At 65.4% G+C, this 21,767-nt stretch carries 16 protein-coding genes and 1 tRNA gene; 13 read left to right on the top strand and 4 right to left on the bottom strand.

What is annotated here, in order from left to right:
- The first annotated feature begins 130 nt into the window (after positions 1–130).
- The 7 genes from pstS (at position 131) to phoR (ending at position 7,021) form a co-directional block, all read left to right on the top strand.
- Entirely contained in the window at positions 131–1,162 is a 1,032-nt protein-coding gene (gene pstS, locus E1N52_RS15175) for a phosphate ABC transporter substrate-binding protein PstS (RefSeq protein WP_133183566.1), read from the top strand.
- Between the two features lie 207 nt (positions 1,163–1,369).
- Positions 1,370–2,356 carry a phosphate ABC transporter permease PstC gene (pstC, locus tag E1N52_RS15170; protein ID WP_133183565.1) on the top strand — a complete coding sequence of 329 codons (987 nt, stop codon included), beginning with the start codon at positions 1,370–1,372 and terminating at the stop codon, positions 2,354–2,356.
- 8 nt (positions 2,357–2,364) lie between these two features.
- Positions 2,365–3,249, top strand: coding sequence for a phosphate ABC transporter permease PstA (pstA, locus tag E1N52_RS15165; protein WP_425468068.1), 885 nt, complete (start codon positions 2,365–2,367; stop codon positions 3,247–3,249).
- Between the two features lie 18 nt (positions 3,250–3,267).
- Positions 3,268–4,116: a phosphate ABC transporter ATP-binding protein PstB gene (gene pstB, locus E1N52_RS15160; RefSeq protein WP_133183563.1), complete on the top strand. Its 849-nt coding sequence runs from the start codon at positions 3,268–3,270 to the stop codon at positions 4,114–4,116.
- 19 nt (positions 4,117–4,135) lie between these two features.
- A complete protein-coding gene (gene phoU, locus E1N52_RS15155) occupies positions 4,136–4,840 on the top strand; it encodes a phosphate signaling complex protein PhoU (protein ID WP_069262534.1) in 705 nt (234 codons plus the stop codon).
- Positions 4,841–4,873: 33 nt separating this feature from the next.
- Positions 4,874–5,575, top strand: coding sequence for a phosphate regulon transcriptional regulator PhoB (gene phoB, locus E1N52_RS15150; RefSeq protein WP_042261377.1), 702 nt, complete (start codon positions 4,874–4,876; stop codon positions 5,573–5,575).
- 132 nt (positions 5,576–5,707) lie between these two features.
- The gene (gene phoR / locus E1N52_RS15145; protein ID WP_133183562.1) at positions 5,708–7,021 is read left to right on the top strand and encodes a phosphate regulon sensor histidine kinase PhoR; all 1,314 of its coding nucleotides are present in this window, start codon (positions 5,708–5,710) and stop codon (positions 7,019–7,021) included.
- Between the two features lie 80 nt (positions 7,022–7,101).
- Here the strand turns inward: phoR and ppk1 are convergent, their stop codons facing one another.
- A complete protein-coding gene (ppk1, locus tag E1N52_RS15140; protein ID WP_133183719.1) occupies positions 7,102–9,165 on the bottom strand; it encodes a polyphosphate kinase 1 in 2,064 nt (687 codons plus the stop codon).
- Positions 9,166–9,379: 214 nt separating this feature from the next.
- Between ppk1 and ppx the strand changes: the two genes are divergently transcribed.
- Entirely contained in the window at positions 9,380–10,981 is a 1,602-nt protein-coding gene (ppx, locus tag E1N52_RS15135) for an exopolyphosphatase (RefSeq protein WP_425468065.1), read from the top strand.
- Positions 10,982–11,090: 109 nt separating this feature from the next.
- Here the strand turns inward: ppx and E1N52_RS15130 are convergent, their stop codons facing one another.
- Both E1N52_RS15130 and sixA read right to left on the bottom strand, forming a co-directional pair.
- Positions 11,091–11,909: a GNAT family N-acetyltransferase gene (locus E1N52_RS15130; protein WP_133183561.1), complete on the bottom strand. Its 819-nt coding sequence runs from the start codon at positions 11,907–11,909 to the stop codon at positions 11,091–11,093.
- Positions 11,910–12,127: 218 nt separating this feature from the next.
- Complete coding sequence (gene sixA / locus E1N52_RS15125) at positions 12,128–12,592, bottom strand: phosphohistidine phosphatase SixA (protein ID WP_133183560.1); 465 nt, start codon at positions 12,590–12,592, stop codon at positions 12,128–12,130.
- Between the two features lie 163 nt (positions 12,593–12,755).
- Here sixA and E1N52_RS15120 point away from each other — a divergent pair.
- From E1N52_RS15120 to E1N52_RS15100, 5 genes are all read left to right on the top strand, one after another.
- Positions 12,756–12,832, top strand: a tRNA-Pro gene (locus tag E1N52_RS15120).
- A 171-nt stretch (positions 12,833–13,003) separates the two neighbouring features.
- Entirely contained in the window at positions 13,004–14,626 is a 1,623-nt protein-coding gene (locus tag E1N52_RS15115; RefSeq protein ID WP_133183559.1) for an NAD(P)/FAD-dependent oxidoreductase, read from the top strand.
- Positions 14,627–14,899: 273 nt separating this feature from the next.
- Positions 14,900–15,751, top strand: a complete 852-nt coding sequence (gene imuA, locus E1N52_RS15110; protein ID WP_133183558.1) for a translesion DNA synthesis-associated protein ImuA — start codon at positions 14,900–14,902, stop codon at positions 15,749–15,751.
- Positions 15,660–17,258 carry a Y-family DNA polymerase gene (locus tag E1N52_RS15105; protein ID WP_133183557.1) on the top strand — a complete coding sequence of 533 codons (1,599 nt, stop codon included), beginning with the start codon at positions 15,660–15,662 and terminating at the stop codon, positions 17,256–17,258. Before imuA ends, E1N52_RS15105 begins: the two co-directional genes overlap by 92 nt.
- A gap of 34 nt (positions 17,259–17,292) precedes the next feature.
- Complete coding sequence (locus tag E1N52_RS15100; RefSeq protein ID WP_133183556.1) at positions 17,293–20,775, top strand: error-prone DNA polymerase; 3,483 nt, start codon at positions 17,293–17,295, stop codon at positions 20,773–20,775.
- A gap of 73 nt (positions 20,776–20,848) precedes the next feature.
- Here the strand turns inward: E1N52_RS15100 and E1N52_RS15095 are convergent, their stop codons facing one another.
- Positions 20,849–21,766: a dTDP-4-dehydrorhamnose reductase family protein gene (locus E1N52_RS15095; RefSeq protein ID WP_133183555.1), complete on the bottom strand. Its 918-nt coding sequence runs from the start codon at positions 21,764–21,766 to the stop codon at positions 20,849–20,851.
- Position 21,767: the final 1 nt, after the last annotated feature.

Genomic DNA, 21,767 nt, shown 5'->3' with positions numbered 1-21,767 from the left:
AAACGCATATCCACGCGCCTTTCAGCCAGTAATCGAACTGTCACGTTCGCTTCATGAATCGTCACAGTACTGTCACAGAGACCCCCTAAGCTTCGCGGTGTCGTTCATCCGCTCACACACTGGAGGTCTCATGAAATTGATGCAAACCGCGCTCGCTGGCGTTGCTGGCGCGCTCTTCGCGATTGCAGCGCAGGCTGCTGACATCACCGGCGCGGGTAGCACCTTCGCAGCACCGATCTATACCAAATGGGCGGATGCCTATCAGAAGTCGGGCGGCGGCAAGGTGAATTACCAGGGCATTGGCTCGTCGGGCGGCATCAAGCAGATTCAAGCCAAGACTGTTGACTTCGCGGGCTCGGATGCTCCGCTGAAGGACGACGAACTGGCCAAGGAAGGCCTCTTCCAGTTCCCGACGGTGGTTGGCGGCGTCGTGCCGGCAATCAACGTGCCGGGCGTGAAGGCCGGCGAAATCACGCTGTCGGGCCCGGTGCTCGGCGACATCTACCTCGGCAAGATCAAGAAGTGGAACGATCCGGCCATCGTCGCACTGAACCCGAAGGTCAAGCTGCCTGATCTCGACATCGCCGTGGTCCGCCGCGCCGACGGTTCGGGCACCAGCTTCATCTGGACGAACTACCTCTCGAAGGTCAACCCCGAGTGGAAGACGAAGGTCGGCGAAGGCACGACCGTGGCATGGCCGACGGGTACGGGCGGCAAGGGCAACGACGGCGTCGCAGCCTTCGTTCAGCGTCTGCCGGGCGCGATCGGCTACGTCGAATGGGCGTACGCCAAGCAAAACCACATGGTCTACACTGCCATGAAGAACGAGTCGGGCGCTGTTGTTCAGCCGGACACCGAAACGTTCAAGGCAGCGGCCGCTGGCGCGGACTGGAAGAAGTCGTTCTACCAGATCCTCACGAACGAGCCGGGCAAGGACGCATGGCCGGTCGTCGGCGCGACCTTCGTGCTGCTGCACACGGCACAGGACAAGCCGGACCAGGGCAAGGAAACGCTCAAGTTCTTCGACTGGGCGTTCAAGAATGGCACGCCGGCTGCTGACAGCCTCGACTACATCTCGCTGCCGCAGTCGGTCGTGACCGAAATCAAGTCGCAGTGGAAGGAGAAGGTCAAGGACGCGAGCGGCAAAGCAATCGCTGAGTAAGCAAGGCGTCAGGCAAGCGTAAAAAAAGGCCGCCGCGTGACGCGCGCGGCCTGTTCGCTTGTGGCTTGCCTGAAACCGCGCTGTCCCTGATGTGCCGCCTGCCTTCCGGTTGTCAGTATTAACGGCCGGAAGTCGGGCGATCTGCAGTCCCACGGCTGCATCAACGTCGTGAGCCCCGCGCTCGCGGCAACTGGAACACAGGTCACCATGTCCGACGTCCCGCTCGTGTCGAACCCGCCCGGCAACACCGCGCAGCAGAAGGCGCCCAGCCCGGCAGGGGACATCATTTTTGGCGGCCTCGCACGCCTCGCCGCCATCGTCACGCTGCTGGTGCTCGGCGGCATCATCGTGTCGCTGATCATCGCCTCGTTGCCGACGATCCAGAAATTCGGTTTCGCATTCCTCTGGACTGCCGACTGGGATCCACCCAGTGAGCAGTTCGGCGCGCTCGTGCCCATCTACGGCACGATCGCTACCTCGCTTATCGCGCTCATCATTGCTGTGCCCGTGAGCTTCGGCATTGCGCTGTTCCTCACCGAGCTTTCGCCCGCGTGGCTGCGCCGGCCGCTCGGCATCGCCATCGAGCTGCTCGCCGCCATTCCGTCGATCGTCTACGGTATGTGGGGTCTGCTCGTGTTTGCGCCTATTTTCGCGCAATGGTTCGAAAAGCCGCTCGGCACGCTGCTGGGCGGTATGCCGATTGTCGGCGCGCTGTTCCAGGGCGCGCCAATTGGCATCGGCATTCTGTGCGCCGGCGTGATTCTCGCCATCATGATCATTCCGTACATCGCCTCGGTCATGCGCGACGTGTTCGAAGTCACGCCCGTGCTGCTGAAGGAGTCGGCCTACGGCATTGGCTGCACGACCTGGGAAGTCATGTGGAAGATCGTGCTGCCGTTCACCAAGACGGGCGTGATCGGCGGTGTGATGCTCGGCCTTGGCCGCGCGCTCGGCGAAACGATGGCAGTGACGTTCGTGATCGGCAATACGAACCTGCTCGACAACGTGTCGCTGTTCTCGCCCGGCAACAGCATCACCTCGGCGCTCGCCAACGAGTTCGCGGAAGCGAGCCCGGGCCTGCACACGGCCGCGCTGATGGAACTTGGCCTGATCCTGTTCGTGATCACGTTCATCGTGCTCTCGATCTCGAAGCTCATGCTGGTGCGCCTTGAAAAAGCGGAGGGTGCGCGATGAGCGAACCGATGATGAAGATTCCGGGCGCGATTTATGGGCCCGAACTGGAGCGCATGCGCGGCAAGCTGCAACGCCGCCGCCGCGTGACCAATGCGATCGCGCTCACGTGCTCGCTCGCTGCGATGGCGTTCGGCATTATCTGGCTCGTGTGGATTCTCTACACGACGCTCTCGCTTGGCATCGGCGGCCTTTCGGTGGAACTGTTCACGCAGTCCACGCCGCCGCCGAACACTGACGGCGGCGGTCTCGCCAACGCCATCGTCGGCAGCTTGATGCTCGTGGGGATCGCAACGTTCGTCGGCACGCCGATTGGCATTCTCGCGGGCATCTATCTCGCGGAATACGGCCAGAAGAGCTGGCTCGCGAGCGTCACGCGATTCATCAACGACATTCTGCTGTCGGCGCCTTCGATCGTCGTGGGCCTGTTCGTCTACGCCCTCGTCGTGGCGAAGATGGGGCACTTCAGCGGCTGGGCGGGCGCGATTGCGCTGGCGCTGCTGCAGGTTCCGATCGTGATTCGCACGACCGAGAACATGCTCAAGCTCGTGCCGAACAATCTGCGTGAAGCCGCATTCGCGCTCGGCACGCCGAAGTGGAAGATGGTGATGTCGATCACGCTGAAGGCGTCGATCGCCGGTATCGTGACGGGCGTGCTGCTGGCGGTTGCACGTATCGCCGGTGAAACCGCGCCGCTGCTCTTCACGGCGCTGTCGAACCAGTTCTTCACGGCGAACATGAATCAACCGATCGCGAATCTGCCGGTCACGATCTTCAAGTTTGCGATGAGCCCGTTCTCACAGTGGCAGTCGCTTGCGTGGGCCGGTGTGTTCCTGATCACGCTGGGCGTGCTGGGTTTGAATATCCTCGCGCGCACGATCTTTTCGAAAAAGTAAGCAAGGGCGGAGTTCCCGATGAACATGGCAGAGAGTCACCTCAACACCGATGCGCACGGTACTGCGCCCTCCGGCTTCGACCCCGCCCAGAACGGCCGCGCGCCGGCCCTTGGCAAGCCGAAGATCGAAGTGAAGGACCTGAACTTCTTCTACAACAAGTATCACGCGCTGAAGAACGTCAACCTGCAGATTCCCGAAGGCAAGGTGACGGCGTTCATCGGCCCGTCGGGCTGCGGCAAGTCCACGCTGCTGCGCACGTTCAACAAGATGTACGCGCTCTATCCGGAGCAGCGTGCCGAGGGCGAGATCCTCATGGACGGCGAAAACCTGCTGACCACGAAGCGCGACATCTCGCTTTTGCGCGCGCGTATCGGCATGGTGTTCCAGAAGCCGACCCCGTTCCCGATGTCGATTTACGACAACATCGCGTTCGGCGTGAAGATGTTCGAATCGCTTTCGCGTCCGGAAATGGATGACCGCGTGGAATGGGCGCTCACCAAGGCCGCACTCTGGAACGAAGTGAAGGACAAGCTCGGCCAGAGCGGCTACGGCCTCTCGGGCGGCCAGCAGCAGCGCCTGTGTATCGCGCGCGGCATTGCGATCCGCCCCGAAGTGCTGCTGCTCGACGAGCCGTGCTCGGCGCTCGACCCGATTTCGACGGGCCGCATCGAAGAGCTGATCGCGGAACTCAAGAGCGATTACACGGTGGTGATCGTCACCCATAACATGCAGCAGGCCGCGCGTTGCTCGGACTACACTGCTTACATGTACCTTGGTGAGCTGATCGAATTCGGCGACACCGAAAAGATCTTCATCAAGCCGGTCCGCAAGGAAACGGAAGACTACATCACCGGCCGCTTCGGCTGATCGTTGCAGGGAGCAAATCATGTCCGACAAACACTTGTCCAGCCAGTTCGACGCCGATTTGAACCTCATTTCGTCGAAGGTGCTCGAAATGGGCGGCCTCGTCGAATCGCAGATCATCACGGCAATGCAGGCATTGAACGAGTTCGACGGCGCCGCCGCCGAGCGCGTGATTGCCGCGGAAGACCGCCTCAACACGATGGAAGTCGAGATCGACGAGGAGTGCAGCAACATCATCGCGCGCCGCCAGCCGGCCGCGCGTGACCTGCGCCTCGTGCTCGCCATCTCGAAGACCATCACGAACCTCGAGCGCGCCGGCGACGAAGCCGAGAAGATCGCCAAGCGCACCAAGCGCCTGATGGAAGACGGCGCTTCGCGCGCGGTCAACATCGCCGAGATCAAGGTCTCGGGCGAAATGGCCGTGTCGATCCTGCGCCGCGCGCTCGACGCGTTCGCGCGCCTCGATACCGTGGCCGCCGCGCAGATCGTGCGCGACGACAAGGCGATCGACGAGGAATTCCGCGCCTTCGTGCGCAAGCTCGTGAGCTACATGATGGAAGATCCGCGCACGATCTCGGTGGGCCTCGACTATCTGTTCATCGCCAAGGCGATCGAGCGGATCGGCGACCACGCGAAGAACATCGCGGAATTCATCATCTACATCGTGAAGGGTACCGACGTGCGCCACAAGTCGCGCGACGCACTCGAACGCGAAGCACTCAGCTAAACACTCCACAGGTAACAAGGTTAAGAGGTGCCGATGCCTAGCAGCATTCTCGTCATCGAAGATGAGCCCGCCATTTCCGAGCTGATTTCGGTGAACCTGCAGCACGCAGGCCACTGCCCGATCCGCGCCTACAACGCGGAGCAGGCGCAGAACCTGATCAGCGACGTGCTGCCCGATCTCATCCTGCTGGACTGGATGTTGCCGGGCAAGTCGGGCGTGAACTTCGCGCGCGACCTGCGTAACAACGAACGCACGAAGCATATTCCGATCATCATGCTGACCGCGCGCGGCGACGAGCAGGACAAGGTGCTCGGCCTCGAAATCGGCGCTGATGACTACGTGACCAAGCCGTTCTCGCCCAAGGAGCTGATGGCGCGTATCAAGGCGGTGCTGCGCCGTCGCGCGCCGCAACTCACGGAAGACGTGGTGGCGATCAACGGTCTGAAGCTCGATCCGGCCACGCACCGCGTGGCGGCCGCCGCCGAAGGCTCGGAAATCAAGCTCGATCTCGGCCCGACCGAGTTCCGCCTGCTGCACTTCTTCATGACGCATCCGGAGCGCGTGCACAGCCGCACGCAACTGCTCGATCAGGTTTGGGGCGATCACGTGTTCGTGGAAGAGCGCACGGTGGATGTGCATATCAAGCGTCTGCGTGCCGCGCTCAAGCCGGCGGGGTGCGATGCTATGATCGAAACGGTCCGCGGCAGCGGCTACCGTCTCGCCAAGAGCGCCTAAGCTGGATCCATGGCCGCGCCGCAGGGTGAATCACCGGGCGGCGCGACCGTTTCACTGCCGCCGGTTTTCGCGTGGTGGTAACTAGATGTCGCGTGCCCGCATCCGACCGTATTTATCTTCGATCGCAGGAACATGAACATCATCTGGGCGCGCTCCCTCGTATCGATCGTGTTGCTCGCGCTCATCTGCGCGGGTATCGGCGCGATTTTCGGCGTCAAGATCGCGCTGGGCCTCGCCGTGCTGGCGCTGCTCGCGCAAATGCTCTTCAGCACGTTTCACAAGCAGCGTCTCTGGCGTCTGCTCGACGCGCCGGTCTACGGCGAAGTGCCGAGCGCTCCCGGCATCTGGGGCGAAATCTACTACCGTCTGCATAAGCTCGCGAAGCGCTGGCACGCTCAGGTGCGCCAGGTGGAGCAGCAGCACTCGCGCTTCATTCAGGCGATCCAGGCTTCGCCCAACGGCGTCGCCATGCTCGACGATCACGACCAGATCGAGTGGTGCAACGCGATCTCGGAAGTTCACTTCGGTCTCGACGCCAAGCGCGACCTGCGCCAGCACATCACGCATCTCGTGCGTCAGCCCGACTTCGTGCGCTACCTCAATTCGCACGATTACAAGGACATGCTGATCATGCGCGGCATGGGTGCGAAGCGCCAGAACGTGATCTCGGTGCAGGTGTTTCCGTACGGCGAGAACCGCAAGCTCATCCTTTCGCAGGACATCACGGAACTCGAACGCACCGACGCCATGCGGCGCGACTTCGTGGCCAATGTCTCGCACGAGCTGAAAACGCCGATCACGGTGCTCTCGGGCTTCCTCGAGACGATGCGCGAGCTGCCGCTTGGCGAAGCCGAGCGCAACCGCTACCTCGAGCTGATGGAGCAGCAGGCCTCGCGCATGCGCCACATCGTCACCGACCTGCTCGTGCTCGCCAAGCTCGAAGGCGAGGGGCGCCAGCCCGGCGACCATATGGTCGACATGCGCGCGGTGCTCGGGCACGTGCGCGAGGACGCCGAAAGCCTCTCGGGCGGGCGTCACCGTATCACGGCCGATTTCGACGATGGATTGAGCGTCACCGGTTCCGAAACCGAGATCATGAGCGCGCTCGGCAATCTCGCGACCAACGCGGTGCGCTACACGCCGGACGGTGGCACTGTGCATCTGTCCTGGCGCTCGGATCAGGGCAGCGCGGTCTTTTCGGTCACCGACAGCGGCCTCGGCATTCCGGCTGCGGACATTCCGCGCCTGACCGAGCGCTTCTATCGCGTCGATCGCAGCCGCTCGCGCGACACGGGCGGCACGGGACTGGGTCTCGCGATCGTCAAGCACGTGCTGCAGCGTCACGATGCGGCGCTCGAAGTGAAGAGCGAGGAAGGGCGGGGCAGCACGTTCACGGTGCGCTTCCCGGCCGCGCGCACGACGAGAAGGCAACCGGCGCCGGTGTAACGCCCCGTAGCCGCAAATGAAAAAAGCCGCTTCAATCGAAGCGGCTTTTTTGCGTCCGGCGTTATCGAGCCATCAGGGCATCACGGGCAGAACTTCGCCAGCAAGCTCAACTGCGCATTACGCACGGCCTTGCCTGCGCGGCGGCGGCGATAGTGGCCGTCGCTTTGCATGAGCCACGCCGATTGATTGTCGCCGAGGAAGGTGGAAAGCCCTTCGGCGATCACGCGGCGCTTGAGCCTGCGGTCGTGAATCGGGAACGCCACTTCGACGCGGCGAAAGAGGTTGCGATCCATCCAGTCCGCGCTCGACAGGTAGACGTCTTCCTTGCCGCCCGCATAGAAGTAGTAGATGCGGTGGTGCTCTAGGAAACGCCCGACGATCGAGCGCACCGTGATGTTCTCGGAGAGCCCGGGCACGCCCGGCTGCAACGAGCACACGCCACGGATGATCAGGTCGATCTTCACGCCTGCCTGCGATGCTTCGTACAACTCGTCGATGACGGTCGGCTCGAGCAGCGCGTTCATCTTCGCGACGATGCGCGCCTTCTTGCCCGCGCGCGCGGCGTCGGCTTCGTTGCGGATCGCCTCGATCATCTTCGGATGCAGCGTGAACGGCGACTGCCACAGATCGTGCAGCTGCAACTCGCCGCCGATGCCCGTGAGCTGCTGGAAGACGTGGTGCACGTCCTCGCACATCTTCGGCTCCGAGGTCATGAGGCCGAAGTCGGTATAGAGGCGCGCCGTGCGCGGATGGTAGTTGCCCGTACCCAGGTGCACGTAGCGGCGCAGCACCATGCGTCCGTTCACGGGAACGCGGCGCACGATCAGCATCATCTTGGCGTGGCACTTGTGGCCCACCACGCCGTACACCACGTGCGCGCCCACGGCTTCGAGCTGCGCGGCCCAGTTGATGTTGGTCTCTTCGTCGAAGCGCGCGAGCAGCTCCACGACCACCGTCACTTCCTTGCCGTTGCGCGCGGCCTGCATGAGCGCGTCCATGAGCGGCGAGTCGGTGCCGGTGCGGTAGATCGTCTGCTTGATCGCGACCACGTTCGGATCGTTCGCGGCCTGCAGCAGCAGTTCGAGCACGGGCTGGAAGCTCTCATACGGATGATGCAGGAGCACGTCGCCCTGATCGATCACATCGAACATGTTGCTGTTCGCGGCGATGCGTCGCGGAATCGCGGGCACGTGCGGCACGAACTTGAGGTCGGGGCGATCGACCATCTCGGGCAGCTGCATGAGCCGTACGAGATTCACGGGGCCATCGACGAAATAGCAGTCCTTTTCGTTGAGGCCGCTTTCGTCGAGCAGGCGCTTCACGAGATGCGGGGGCGTTTCCGCCGACACTTCGAGCCGCACCGCATTGCCCAGATGGCGCGCGGGCAGTTCGCCCTGCAGCGCCACGCGCAGGTTGGTGATTTCGTCTTCGTCGACGAAGAGTTCACTGTTGCGCGTGATGCGGAACTGGTTGCAGCTGCGCACGACGAGGCTCGGGAACAACTCGCCCACGAAGCGTTGCAGCAGTGAGCCAAGCAGCACGAAGCCGTGCTGGAAACCGGAAAGCTCCTGCGGCATGCGCACGAGGCGCGGCAGTGCGCGCGGCGCCTGCACGATGCCCATGACGGCCTGACGCCCGAAGGCGTCCTTGCCTTCGAGTTCGACCACGAAGTTCAGGCTCTTGTTGAGCACGCGCGGGAACGGGTGCGCGGGATCGAGCCCGATGGGCGTGAGAACGGGCAGCAGTTCGTCGAAGAAGTATTTGCGCGCCCATGCGGTTTGCGCTTCGTTCCAGGCGTCGGTGCCGTGGAAGTAAATGCCTTCCTGTTCGAGCGCGGGCAGCACGGTGTCGTGCAGCATGCGGTACTGGCGATGCACGAGACGCTGCGCGCGCTCGACCACGAGGTCGTACACGTGCTGCAGTGACATGCCGTCTGGCGAGAGCACGCCCGGGTTGTCGCGCATCTGCTCCTGAAGCCCGGCCATACGGACTTCGAAGAATTCGTCGAGGTTGCTGCTGGTGATACAGATGAAGCGCAAGCGCTCCAGCAAAGGAACAGCGGGATCGGACGCCTGTGCGAGCACGCGCTCATTGAATCCCAGAATGCCCAGTTCGCGATTGAGTAGGGGATAGCGGATGGACATCGGCAATGAAAACGGAATGTCAGGAATGGATTCGAACGGACGCTCGGAAATTCTCACAGTAATATGACTTTATTGTGACATTCAAAGTGTCATAAATTTTACGCCGCATTTTCACGAATTCGACAATTCGCGTTGCGAACATGCACGCTGGGTAGAAGTACCCATGGTCATGACCAATGCGAGGAGCGACATGGTGAAGTCGGCTACGCTTAAAATGACGCATTTGGACAGTGCGGCGGCGGCGCAACAAGCCCGCATGGCCGCGCGTTCGTCTACGTATGCACGCATGGAGCCTGCCCCCTCGATGGTCACCAACCCCCAACTGCTTGCCGCCGTCGATCTCGGTTCGAACAGTTTTCGTCTGATTGTAGGCCGCGTCGAGGAAACCGACGCCGGCAGCCAGATCTATCCGGTGGATGCACTGCGCGAACCTGTGCGCCTCGCGGCCGGCCTCTCGAAGGACAAGCTGCTCGACCGCGCCTCGCAGGTCCGCGGCTGGGACGCGCTCAAGCGTTTCGGCGAGCGGCTGCGCGACTTCCATCCCGACCAGGTGCGCGCGGTGGCGACCAACACGCTGCGTGTCGCGAAGAACGCGCGCGAGTTCCTGACCGAAGCCGAAGCTGCGCTCGGCTTCCCGATCGAAGTGATTGCAGGGCGCGAAGAAGCGCGCCTTATTTATGCGGGCGCTGCACACTCGGTGCCGGCGAGCGCGGGCAAGCGCTTCGTGGTGGACATCGGCGGCGGCTCGACCGAGTTCATCATCGGCGCGCACTACACGCCGATCCGCATGGAAAGCCTCTATATCGGCTGCGTGAGCCATAGCCGCCAGTTCTTCCCCTCGGGCAACGTCGACGAATACACCATGCGCCAGGCCGAACTCGCGGCCACGCGCGAAATCCAGATCATTTCCGGCGACTACCGCAAGACCGGCTGGGACCAGGCGATCGGCTCGTCGGGCACGGCGCGCGCGCTCGCGGAACTCGTCGAGGCGAACGGCTTCAACGATGCCGGCATCACGCACGGCATTTCGCGCGGTGGCCTCGAGCGCTTGAAGCGCGCGCTCATCAAGGCCGAGAACGTCAACCGGCTCAAGCTCGTCGCGCTAAAGCCCGACCGCATCCCTGTTTTGGCGGGCGGCCTCTCGATCATGATCGCGGTGTTCGAGGAGCTTGGCATCGACTATGTCGATACTACGGACGGCGCGCTGCGCCTGGGCGTGCTCTATGACCTGCTGGGCCGTTCGCAGCACGAGGACATGCGCACGGTCACGGTGGAGGGCTTCATGCGCCGCTACGGCGTCGATCGCGCGCAGGCGGGGCGCATTGGCGAGCTCGCCGTGAAGTTCTACGACCAGTTCGAGGAGCCTGACGAAGAGCGCCGCGAAGAGAACCGCATGTTCCTCACGTGGGCGGCTTCGCTGCACGAAATCGGACTTTCCATCTCGCACAGCGCGTACCACAAGCATTCGGCCTACATCGCCAGCAACGCGGACATGCCCGGCTTCTCGCGCACCGACCAGGCGCGCCTCGCTGCACTCGTGCTCGGCCACGTGGGCAAGCTCGGCAAGCTCTCGCAAACGCGCGATGTGGAATGGACGCTGTTGTTCTGCCTGCGTCTCGCCGCGCTGCTGACGCGCCGCCGCGCCGATGTCGGCCTGCCGCACATCACGGTCGAGGCGGAGGGCAACGGCTACGAAGTGCTGCTGCCCAATGCGTGGGTCCAGAACAATCCGCTCACCGATTACAACCTCGTTCAGGAAGCGGCGGAGTGGGGCAAGATCGGCATTCCGTATCGCGTGGTGTATGCGGAGGAGTGAGCGTAGCGCGCAGCGCCTCGCCTTACTGCGCCGATAAAAAAGCCCGGCTCGTTTGTGAGCCGGGCTTTTTTTGTCTGCTGATCCTGCCCACTGAAGGGCAGATCAAGTCTTAACGCGTAACGGCTTCGCCGAGGAAGTGGCGCGCGTAGCGTTCGTTGATTTCCGAGAGCCGGAAGAGGGTGAGGAAGTCGGCGGTGTTGAAGTCGGGGTCCCAGGCGGGCGCACCGCAAATCTTCGCGCCAAGACGCAGGTAGCCCTTGATGAGCGGCGGCGGCACGGCGTGCGTGCCGGTGCGCAGTTCCTCGACGGGCAGCGGCGTGTGCGGGAACGCGCGGTATTCGGGCGCGGTCAGCGCGTCCGCGCCGAGCGCGCAGTAAAGGTTTGCCGCGTAGTGGCCACCGTCAGCCATGGCGACGCTCGCGCAGCCGAGCATCGTCTCGTAGCCGTTGTGCTTCATGTAGCCGCCCAGACCGCCCCACAGCGACATGATGACCGAGCCGCTGCGGTAGTCGGGGTGCACGCACGAGCGGCCCACCTCGACCATTTTCGGGCGCAGATGCGCGAGGCGCGAGACATCGAATTCGCTTTCGGCATAGAGGCGGCCGATGCGCGCGGCCTGGTGCGGCGGCAGCACGCGGTAGGTGCCGACGACCTTGAGCGTGTCGAGGTCGCGCACGAGCAGGTGGTCGCAGTAGGCGTCGAAGGCGTCGACGTCGAGACCGGCGGGGCCGGTCAGGCGTGCGCCCATCTCTTCGGCGAAAACGCGGTAGCGCAGACGCTGGGCCTCGCGCAGTTCCTCGTCGGTGCGAGCCCAGGCCACCTGCAGCCGATGCTGCGCGGTGACCGTTTCTTCGGCACGCGGCAAGCGTCGGTTCGACTCGAACAGCGTCGAGGCGAACGGCAGGGTGGGCGTCGGCATATCTCGCATGGGGCGTCCTGGTCGGAAGTAAGAGAACTTTCCCGGCAATTTAGTAATACGCGGTTACGTTTCCATGAAAACGCAGTGACGATTCGATGACGTGGTGTAAGGCAGACAGACGAGGCGGGCCGAAACGCCGGGGCGGAAGGAGCGTTTGAGCCGTGTTTGATCCGCTGTAGGGGCCGCGTGCAGGCGGCCCGGTGGGGAGGCGGAGGCGGGTTGGAGGATTAGACGAGATCGGGTGTAATGGCCGCGTGCAGAACGGCCTCGTCGCCGCCGTTACGCTCGCGGCTCGCGAGCCAGAGCACGCCGCCTTTCTTCACGGCCCAGCTGCGCGGGTCCGCGCCGCCCGAGAGCAGCTGCGCCGCGACTTCACCGAGCGTGGGCTGGTGGCCGACCACCACGACCGTGGATGCGAGGCCATCGGGCCAGCCGACGGCGGCCAGCACCTGCTCGACGCTCGCATCGGGTGCGAGTTCGCGCACGACGCGATACTGGTCCGTGAGCGCCTCGGCGGTCTGGATGGTGCGTGCGGCGGGGCTGGCGAGGATCACGGCGTCGTCGGGCAGGCGCGCGCGCAGCCAGCGCGCGACGTTCTGCGCCTGCTTGCGTCCGCGCGTGGTGAGCTGGCGGGAGAGGTCACTGGCGGCGATGTCTTCGGCTTCGGCGTGGCGCCAGAGGATGAGATGCATGGCGTCTCCTTTTTGGGCTGTATGGGGTGCACGTGCGGCGTGTCCTGTCATGGTGCACGCGAGGCAGATGTGCGGCAAGCGCGTGATGCGGATCGATTTTCATCACTGCCGCTCGCGAGGATTTGACGGCGCAGCCACAGTACCGATACAATCTCTGATTCGTCGGAGCGTAGCGCAGCCTGGTAGCGCATCTGATTTGGGATCAGAGGGTCGTAGGTTCGAATCCTATCGCTCCGACCAGCAATACCGAGGGGTTACACGCCATTGGCCTGTAGCCCCTTTTTCTTTTTCTCCCACGTTGGGCCAACGCGCTCGCGTTTCGTCGTACGGCTTGCGTTCCATTTGAAAAGCCGCCGAGCTTATAAAATATGGATCGGCCACAACTCCCGTGGCGATCGCACCCTGGCAGCCATGTTACGTTTATCCGAAGTCAAACTCCCCCTCGACCACGCCGAAAGCGAACTTGAAGCCGCGATTCGGGGACGCCTCGCGGATCTCGGCGTAGGGGCGGATGCGCTCGTGCGTTACACCGTATTCCGCCGTGCGCACGACGCACGCAAGCGCTCGGATATCAAGCTGACCTATATCGTCGACGTCGAAGTCAAGGACGAAGCGGCCGCGCTCAAGCGGATCGCCGGCAAGCCGCATTGCGGGGTGACGCCGGACATGACCTACCGCTTTGTTGCGAAGGCGCCCGAGCACTCGACGCGTCCGCGTCCGGTGGTGATCGGCATGGGGCCGTGCGGCCTGTTCGCGGGACTGATCCTCGCGCAGATGGGCTTTCGTCCCATCATCCTCGAACGCGGCAAGGCCGTGCGCGAGCGCACCAAAGACACCTTCGGGCTGTGGCGCAAGTCCGTGCTCAACCCCGAGTCCAACGTGCAGTTCGGCGAAGGCGGGGCCGGGACGTTTTCCGACGGCAAGCTGTACAGCCAGATCAAGGATCCGCACCACTACGGCCGCAAGGTGCTCGAGGAGTTCGTCAAGGCGGGCGCGCCGGAAGACATCCTGTATCTGAGCCGGCCGCACATCGGCACGTTCCGTCTCGTCAGCATGGTGGAAAAAATGCGCGCCACCATCCACGAACTGGGCGGTGAAGTGCGCTTCGAAACCCGCGTCGAAGACATCGAGATCGAACAGGGCAAGGTGCGCGCGCTCAAGCTTTCGAACGGCGAGACGCTGCCGTGCGACCACGTCGTGCTGGCCGTCGGCCACAGCGCCCGCGACACGTTCCAGATGCTGCACGACCGCGGCGTGTTCATGGAAGCCAAGCCGTTTTCGCTGGGCTTTCGGATCGAGCATCCGCAGGGGGTGATCGACCGCAGCCGTTTCGGCAAATTCGCAGGCCACAAGGAACTCGGCGCGGCCGACTACAAGGTGGTGCATCACGCCAACAATGGACGGGCGGTCTATAGCTTCTGCATGTGCCCGGGCGGCACGGTGGTCGCGGCGACCTCCGAACCCGGCCGCGTGGTCACCAACGGCATGAGCCAGTATTCGCGGGCCGAGCGCAACGCGAATGCGGGCATCGTCGTCGGCATTACGCCGGAGGACTATCCGGGCGGTCCGCTCGCCGGCATCGCCTTCCAGCGCAAGTGGGAAGAGCGGGCGTTCGAACTCGGCGGCGGCAATTACCAGGCGCCGGGCCAACTGGTCGGCGACTTTATCGCCGGCCGTCCGTCGACGTCGCTCGGCTCCGTGGTGCCGTCTTACAAGCCGGGCGTGCATCCGACCGATCTGAGCACCGCGCTGCCCGACTACGTGATCGAAGCCATCCGTGAAGCCCTGCCTCAGATCGACAAGAAGATCGCAGGCTTCGCGATGCACGATGCCGTGCTCACCGGCGTGGAGACGCGCACGTCGTCGCCGCTGCGTATTCGTCGCAAAGACGACTACCAAAGCGTGAACGTCGAAGGTCTGTATCCGGCCGGCGAAGGCGCCGGGTATGCCGGTGGTATCTACTCGGCGGCCATCGACGGCATCGAAGTGGCGCAAGCCGTGGCGCTCAGTCTGACATCGGCGCACGCGTCCTGATAGCAACAAGCTCCACCGCCCTTATCGCATACCGCCAGCATCGGGCTGGCGGTGTGTATTAAGCGGCGTTTGCCCCGGACGTCAGCACGACGTCCGGCGGCGGTCCGGTCGCCGCTCGGCGATCGCAAAGTGACCCACCCCCAATTTCCGCCTCCTCCAATCTCCCAAAATACTGTATAAATATACAGGTGGAGGCGAGCCGACCTCCTTCCTGCCGATGCCCCATTTCTTGCCGGGCAGGGCGGAGCGTTCCCATTAACCAGGCCACGGACCATGGCAGCAGCCCAGATCACTGCGCAGACCACCGCGCAACTCGCCGCGCACTTGCCCCCCCGGCTGCAAAGCCGCGTGTGGCAAGGCGATCAGCTCGCGCGCGCCAGCGAGCGCACGGTGCCGAGCGGCCACGCTACGCTCGACGCCCAGCTCCCTGGCGCCGGCTGGCCCTCGGGCAGCCTGACCGAGCTGCTCGTCGAGCAGGGCGGCGTGGGCGAGATGCGGCTCGTCGCGCCGGCGTTGCGAGCGCTCACCGCGGCGGGCCGGCATGTGCTGCTCGTCGCGCCGCCGTGGCGCCCCTACGCCTGCGCGCTCAAGGCATGGGGAGTCGCGCTCGAGCGCGTGATCTGGGTGCGCGCGGCCGAAGACGAGGCCGGCTGGGTGGCCGAGCAGGCGCTCAAGCAGGAAGGCATGGGCGCCGTGCTGCTCTGGCAGACGAAGGCGCGCGCCGACGCCGTGCGCCGTCTGCAGGTCGCCGCCCAGGATTCGCAGGCGCTCGCGTTTCTCGTGCGGCCGCTCGTCGCGCGCAACCAGTCGTCGCCGGCGCCGCTGCGCATGACCTGCTCGCCGGTGCCGCCGCCCGACGACGCGAGCCTGAACCGCCGGCAATGGATGCAGCTCGCCGCGCTCTCCGTCGATATCTTCAAGCGCCGCGGGCCGCCGCCCGCCCAGCCACTCGTCATTACATTGCCGCTGCAGGATGCGGTGCTGCCCCAGCCGGACGCAGCTTCCGTCGTCATGCCGTGGCCCGGGGTCAATCATGCTGTGGATCGCCGTCACCTTGCCGTTGTTGCCGCTGGAGGCCGTCAGACCTCTGATGCCGCCGGCGCCGTCAACGCCGCTCCTGCCTGAAAGCGTCGATGCCGATGTCGCCAGCGCGCCGCGCTGCTACGCGCTCGCCGACCACACGCGCATCCTGATCGCCGATCTCGACGCGCTGCGCGCAGGCGTCGAGCCCGGCAACACGCGCTCGCATGCGCTCGCGCTCGCGCCGGGGCTCGTGCTGCTCGAAGCCGATCCGGCGCGCGAGACCCGCGCGTTCGAGGCGCTCGCGCTCGCGTTGCTCGCCTATACACCCAAGGTGTCGTTCGCGCAGTCGCACACGCTGCTGCTCGAAGTCGGCTCGGGCTTGCGTCTGTTCGGCGGCGTGCGTGCGCTGCTCGCCAGGGTCGCGGCGACGGTGGCCGGCTGCGGGCACGCCGCGCGCATGGCGTGCGCGCCCACGGCGTGGGGGGCGTGGACGCTCGCGCAGGCGCACGTCACGCGTTCGTCGCGTCGCTGGCACGTGCTCAAGGAAACGACGCTCGCGCGCGTGCTCGATTCGCTGCCGGTCACGCTTGCGCCGTTCGCCGCGCAGCACGACCACGCGCTCACGCAGATCGGCTGCGCGACGCTCGGCGATCTGCGGCGGCTGCCGCGCGACGGCATCGTGCGTCGTTTTGGCGATGGCGTGCTCGGCTGGCTCGCGCAGGCGCGCGGCGAGGCGCCCGATCCGCGCGTCTGGTTCGCCGCGCCGCCGTCGTTTCACGCGTCGCTCGAATTGCAGGCGCGCGTGGAGAGCGCCGAAGCGCTGCTCTTTGCCGCGCGCCGGCTCGTGATGCAGCTGGCCGGCTGGCTGGCTGCGCAGCACGCGGCGTTGAGCGGCTTCGAGCTGCGTCTGGAGCACGAACTGGCTTCGCGTCACGCGCCGCGCACATCTAGCCTCACGATCGCCTGGGCGTCGCCTTCGCGCGACGCCGAGCATCTGCTGTGGCTGCTTCGTGAGCGCCTGAATCAGACCGAACTCGCCGCGCCCGTGATCTGCCTTGCGCTCGTCGCCTCGCAGGTGAGCGAATACGCGGCGCCCACCGACACGCTCTTTCCGATGGCCGAGGCCGCCGAGGCGTCGCTCGGGCAGCTCTTCGAGCGCATCGGCGCGCGGCTTGGCGAGCAGAACGTGCTACAGCTTTTCATCGAGGACGATCATCGGCCCGAGCTGGCGATGTCGGCGCGGCCTTACCGCGAGAGCGGCGCGAAGCGTACGCGCAAGCCGCGCAAGGCAGGCAAGCCGCAGCAGGAAGCCGGCGCGAGCGCGCCCGTGCAAAGCGCCTTCGACCTGCCCGAGGTGCCGCTGCCGACCCAGCCGCGTCCGGCGTGGCTGCTCGAAAAGCCGCTCAAGCTCGCGACGCGCGGCGACCGGCCCGTTTATCGAAGGCCGCTGAAGACGCTCACGCGTACCGAGCGCATCGAGTCCGGCTGGTGGGACGGCGAGGGCGTCGGGCGCGACTATTACGTCGCCGCCGACGACCAGGGCCGCATGTTCTGGCTGTATCGCGAGCGCATTGGCGGCCAGTGGTATCTGCAAGGGCTGTTCGGCTAGCGCTTATTCGTCGTTCAATCGGGTTTCAGGAATCATGTCGATCAGCGGGACGGGCGCGTCGTCGCCTCCACAGTTGCCGGCGCAGTGGGCCGCGCAGCTGCCTGACTACGCCGAGCTGCACTGCCTGACCAATTTCACCTTCCTGCACGGCGCGTCGCGCCCGGGTGAGATGGTCGAGCAGGCGATCCGCCACGGCTACCGCGCGCTCGCGATCACCGACGAATGCTCGTTCGCGGGTGTCGTGCGCGCCTGGAGCGCGCTCAACGAATACGACGAGGCGCGCAAAAAGGCGTATGACGAAGCCGTGCGCGAGGCCCGCGAACGCGGCGGCCATACCGCCGCCGCGGCCCTGGGTCCGTTCGAGCCGTCGCTGCATCTGCTGATCGGCAGCGAGCTGAATCTCGTCGACGAACATGGCGCACCGTTCTGCACGATCGTTGCGCTCGCAACGACACGCGAAGGCTACGGCAACCTCTGCGAGCTGATCACGCTTGCGCGCTCGCGGGCGGCAAAGGGCAGCTATCGCGTGCATCCCGCCGATTTCACCGAGCCCGAGCCGGGCTTCGAGCATCTGAAGCACTTGCGCGAGTGCGTGTTGCTGCTCGTGCCGCAACGCGCGGCCACGCTCGCGCAAACGCTGCGCGCCGCGCACTGGCTCGCGGGCTTCGCCGCCGAGCGCGCCTGGCTCGCGCTCGAACTCTGGCAGACCGGCGGCGACGACACGCAGATCGAAGTGCTGCGCCATGTCTCGCAGGAGAGCGGCCTGCCGCTCGTCGCGGCGGGCGGCGTGCTGATGCACGCGCGTTCGCGCAAGCCGTTGCAGGATACGCTGAGCGCGATCCGTATCGGCAAGCCGCTCGCTTCGTGCGGGCGCGCGCTGGAGGCGAATGCGGAACGTCATCTGCGCTCGCGCGTGCGGCTTGGCGCGATTTATCCGCGCGAGGCGCTCGACGCGACGCTCGATGTCGCGCGCCGCTGCACGTTTTCGCTCGGCGAGCTGGCCTACGAATATCCCGAGGAACTGGTGCCGCCCGGCGAGACGCCGCAGTCGTGGCTGCGCAAGCTCGTGATGAAGGGCGCGCTGGAGCGCTGGCCCGACGGCCTGAACGACAAGCGACGGGATCAGATCGAACAGGAACTCGGGCTCATCGACGAGCTGAAGTACGAGAAGTATTTCCTCACGGTGCACGACATCGTCCGCTTCGCGCGCGATCAGAAGATCCTGTGCCAGGGGCGAGGCTCGGCGGCGAACTCGGTGGTTTGCTACTGCCTGAAGATCACGGAGATCGACCCCGTGCGCATGAACATGCTCGTGGCGCGTTTTCTCTCTCGTGCGCGCAACGAGCCGCCCGATATCGACGTCGACTTCGAGCATCAGCGCCGCGAAGAAGTCATTCAGTACATCTACCGCAAGTACGGCACGCGCCGCGCCGCGCTGGCCGCGACGCTCATCACCTATCGCTCGCGCAGCGCGTTGCGCGATGTTGGCAAGGCGCTCGGCCTCGACAGTGCGCTCGTCGAAAAGCTCTCGGGCGCGCATCAGTGGTGGGACGGCCCCGATTCGATCGCGCGCCATCTCGAGGAAGCGGGCTTCTCGCCCGACTCGCACGTCACGCAGCAGCTCATCCGCCTCACGCGCGAACTGCGCGGTTTTCCGCGCCATCTCTCGCAGCACGTGGGCGGTTTCGTGATCGCGCGCGACAAGCTCTCGCGCCTCGTGCCGATCGAAAACGCGGCGATGAAGGACCGCTACGTGATCGAGTGGGACAAGGACGATATCGACGCGCTGCGGCTGTTGAAAGTGGACGTGCTCGCGCTCGGCATGCTCTCGGCGATCCGCCGCTCGCTCGAATTCGTCGCGCAAAGACGCGGGCTGGCCGAGATGCGCGTGCAGGACATTCCGGTCGAGGACCCGGCGGTGTACCACATGTGCGCCAGGGCCGATACGGTCGGCGTGTTCCAGATCGAGTCGCGCGCGCAGCAGAGCATGTTGCCGCGCTTGCGGCCGCGCACGTACTACGACCTCGTGATCCAGGTGGCGATCGTGCGGCCGGGGCCGATTCAGGGCGACATGGTGCATCCGTACCTCAAGCGCCGGCACGGCGACGAGCCAGTGGAATATGCGAAGGAAGAATTGCGCCCGGTGCTCGAACGCACGCTCGGCGTGCCGATCTTCCAGGAGCAGGTGATGCATCTCGCGATGGTCGCCGCGGACTACACCGGCGAGGAAGCCGACAAGCTGCGCCGCGCGATGGCCGCATGGCGGCGCGATGGAGATCTGCGGCCGTATCAGGCCGATCTCACGAAGCGCATGCTCAAGAAGGGCTACTCGCTGGAATTCGCCGAGCGCATCTGCAAGCAGATCGAGGGTTTCGGCGACTACGGCTTTCCGGAAAGCCATGCGGCGAGTTTCGCGCTGCTCGTCTACACGAGTTCGTGGCTCAAGCGTTACGAGCCCGCCGCATTTCTGGCAGGACTGCTGAACAGTCAGCCGCTCGGTTTCTATTCGCCTTCCCAGCTCGTGCAGGATGCGAAGCGTCACGGCGTGCAGGTGCGCGCGCCCGATATCGCGTTGAGCGACTGGGCGTCGGTGCTGGAGCGGCGTGGCGTGCCCGGCGAGCGGCTCGATGGCGAGGCACTTCGTGCGCGCAACGCCGAGGTGCTGCGTTATGGCGCGCTGCTGGGTGCGGCCGCGCTGACGCGCAGGGGCACGCTCAAGCGCGGCGGCCGGCGGCACAGGTTCATGGACGGACTCAAGCGCGTCGTGTGCTCGCGCATTGCGCTTGCGCCGCGGCGCTATGGACGCGGCGGGCCTGCCGTGCGCCTTGGCTTCAGTCTCATCAAGGGCTTTTCCGAAGATGCCGCGCGGCGGGTGATGGAAGCGCGCGAGCGTGCACCGTTCACCGACGTCGACGATCTCGCGCGCCGCGCGGCGCTCACGCGGCGCGAGCTGGAGGCGCTCGCGGCGTCGAACGCGCTCGAGAGCATCGCGGGCCATCGGCGCGAGGCGTGGTGGGCCGTGACCGCGCAGCACGCGGTGCCCGCGCTTTTGCGCGATGCGCCGGTCGCCGAGGCGCCGCTTGCGTTGCCGCGCGCTTCCGAGGGCGCGGAAATCGTCGCCGATTACGCGAGCCTGCGTCTCACGCTCAATCGCCATCCGCTCGAACTGCTGCGCCACGGCCTCACCAAGCAGCGTTTTCGCACGGCGGAGCAGCTGGCGCATTGCCGGCACGGCATGCTCGCGCGCGTGTGCGGGATCGTGACGGTGCGCCAGCGGCCGGGCACGGCGAACGGCACGATCTTCGTATCGCTCGAGGACGAGACCGGCAGCGTCAACGTGATCGTGCACGCGTCGCTCGTCGAGTCGCAGCGCAAGGAACTGCTAGGGTCTTCGCTGCTGGCGGTGGCGGGCGTGGTGCAGCGCGAGGGCGAGGTCGTGCACCTCGTGGCGCACCGGCTGGAGGACCACAGCCGGCTGCTCGGGCGGCTCGCAACAGAGAGCCGCAATTTTCATTGAGGGATATTCGCGGCGAGTTTCTATGTAGAAACTCGCCGCGCAACGGCGTCGTTACTGGCCGTTGCGGCGCTGCTCAGTGCTGCTCGCCGTCTCTCATGAACGCGTCGAGCACGGCGCGAATCGCCACGTCGAACGGCGTGCGGCGGCCCATCCCCAGCGTTTCGAGGCGGCTCGAATCGAGATGACAGTCGCGCGGGCGCGGCGTGGCGTCGGTGGGCGTCGGCTGTGCGAGCAGACGCGCCTCCACGCCAAGCGCCTGCGCGATCCGTTGGGCGATGTCGTACTTCGTCATCGGCTCGTCGCCGGACCACTGCGCGACCCCGCGCACGGGATTGCCGTCTGCACAGCGCAGCAACAGTTCGCGGATCACGAACGCCACGTCGGGCGTGAAAGTGGGGTAGCGGGTTGCCCACGCGTCCATCGGCGCCACCTGCGCCCCAGGCTTGCCAGAAGCGACGATGGCCGGCACGAGGCTCGTGACCGCCGATTCGTGCCAGCCGATGATCGGCCCGTACAGCAACGGCAGGCGCAGCACGAGTGCGTTGTCGCTGGTTTCGAACAGGGCCCGTTCGCCTTCGAGCTTGCTGTGGCCGTAGGCGTTGAGCGGATTCGGTGTGTCGTCGACGCGGTAGGGCGGCTGCGTGCCGTCGAAGACGTAATCGGTGGAGATCGAGAGCACCCACGCGCCGCGCTGCAGCGCCGCCGCGGCGACGCTGCGCACCGCATCGACATTGAGCGCGCGCGCCGCCGCCGGATCGTGCTCGCACACGTCGGGGCGGCGCTCGGCAGCGGCCAGTACGATCGCGTCGGGCGCCTCGCGCTCGACGAACGCGCTTACGGCCTGCGCGTCGCGCACATCGAGCACAGTCTGCTGCGGTCCGCCGTGACGGAACGCGGTCGGCACGATTTGCCAGGCGGTAGCGGCGGCGAGTTCGCGCACCACGGCGCGCCCAAGCAGGCCAGACGCGCCGATCACGGCAACCTTGAACATG

Origin of the sequence: Paraburkholderia guartelaensis (assembly GCF_004353905.1) — a bacterium.
In the GTDB taxonomy this organism is placed as follows: domain Bacteria; phylum Pseudomonadota; class Gammaproteobacteria; order Burkholderiales; family Burkholderiaceae; genus Paraburkholderia; species Paraburkholderia guartelaensis.
Note: the sequence above shows the minus strand (reverse complement) of the source record. Positions and strands in the feature narration are given on the sequence as shown.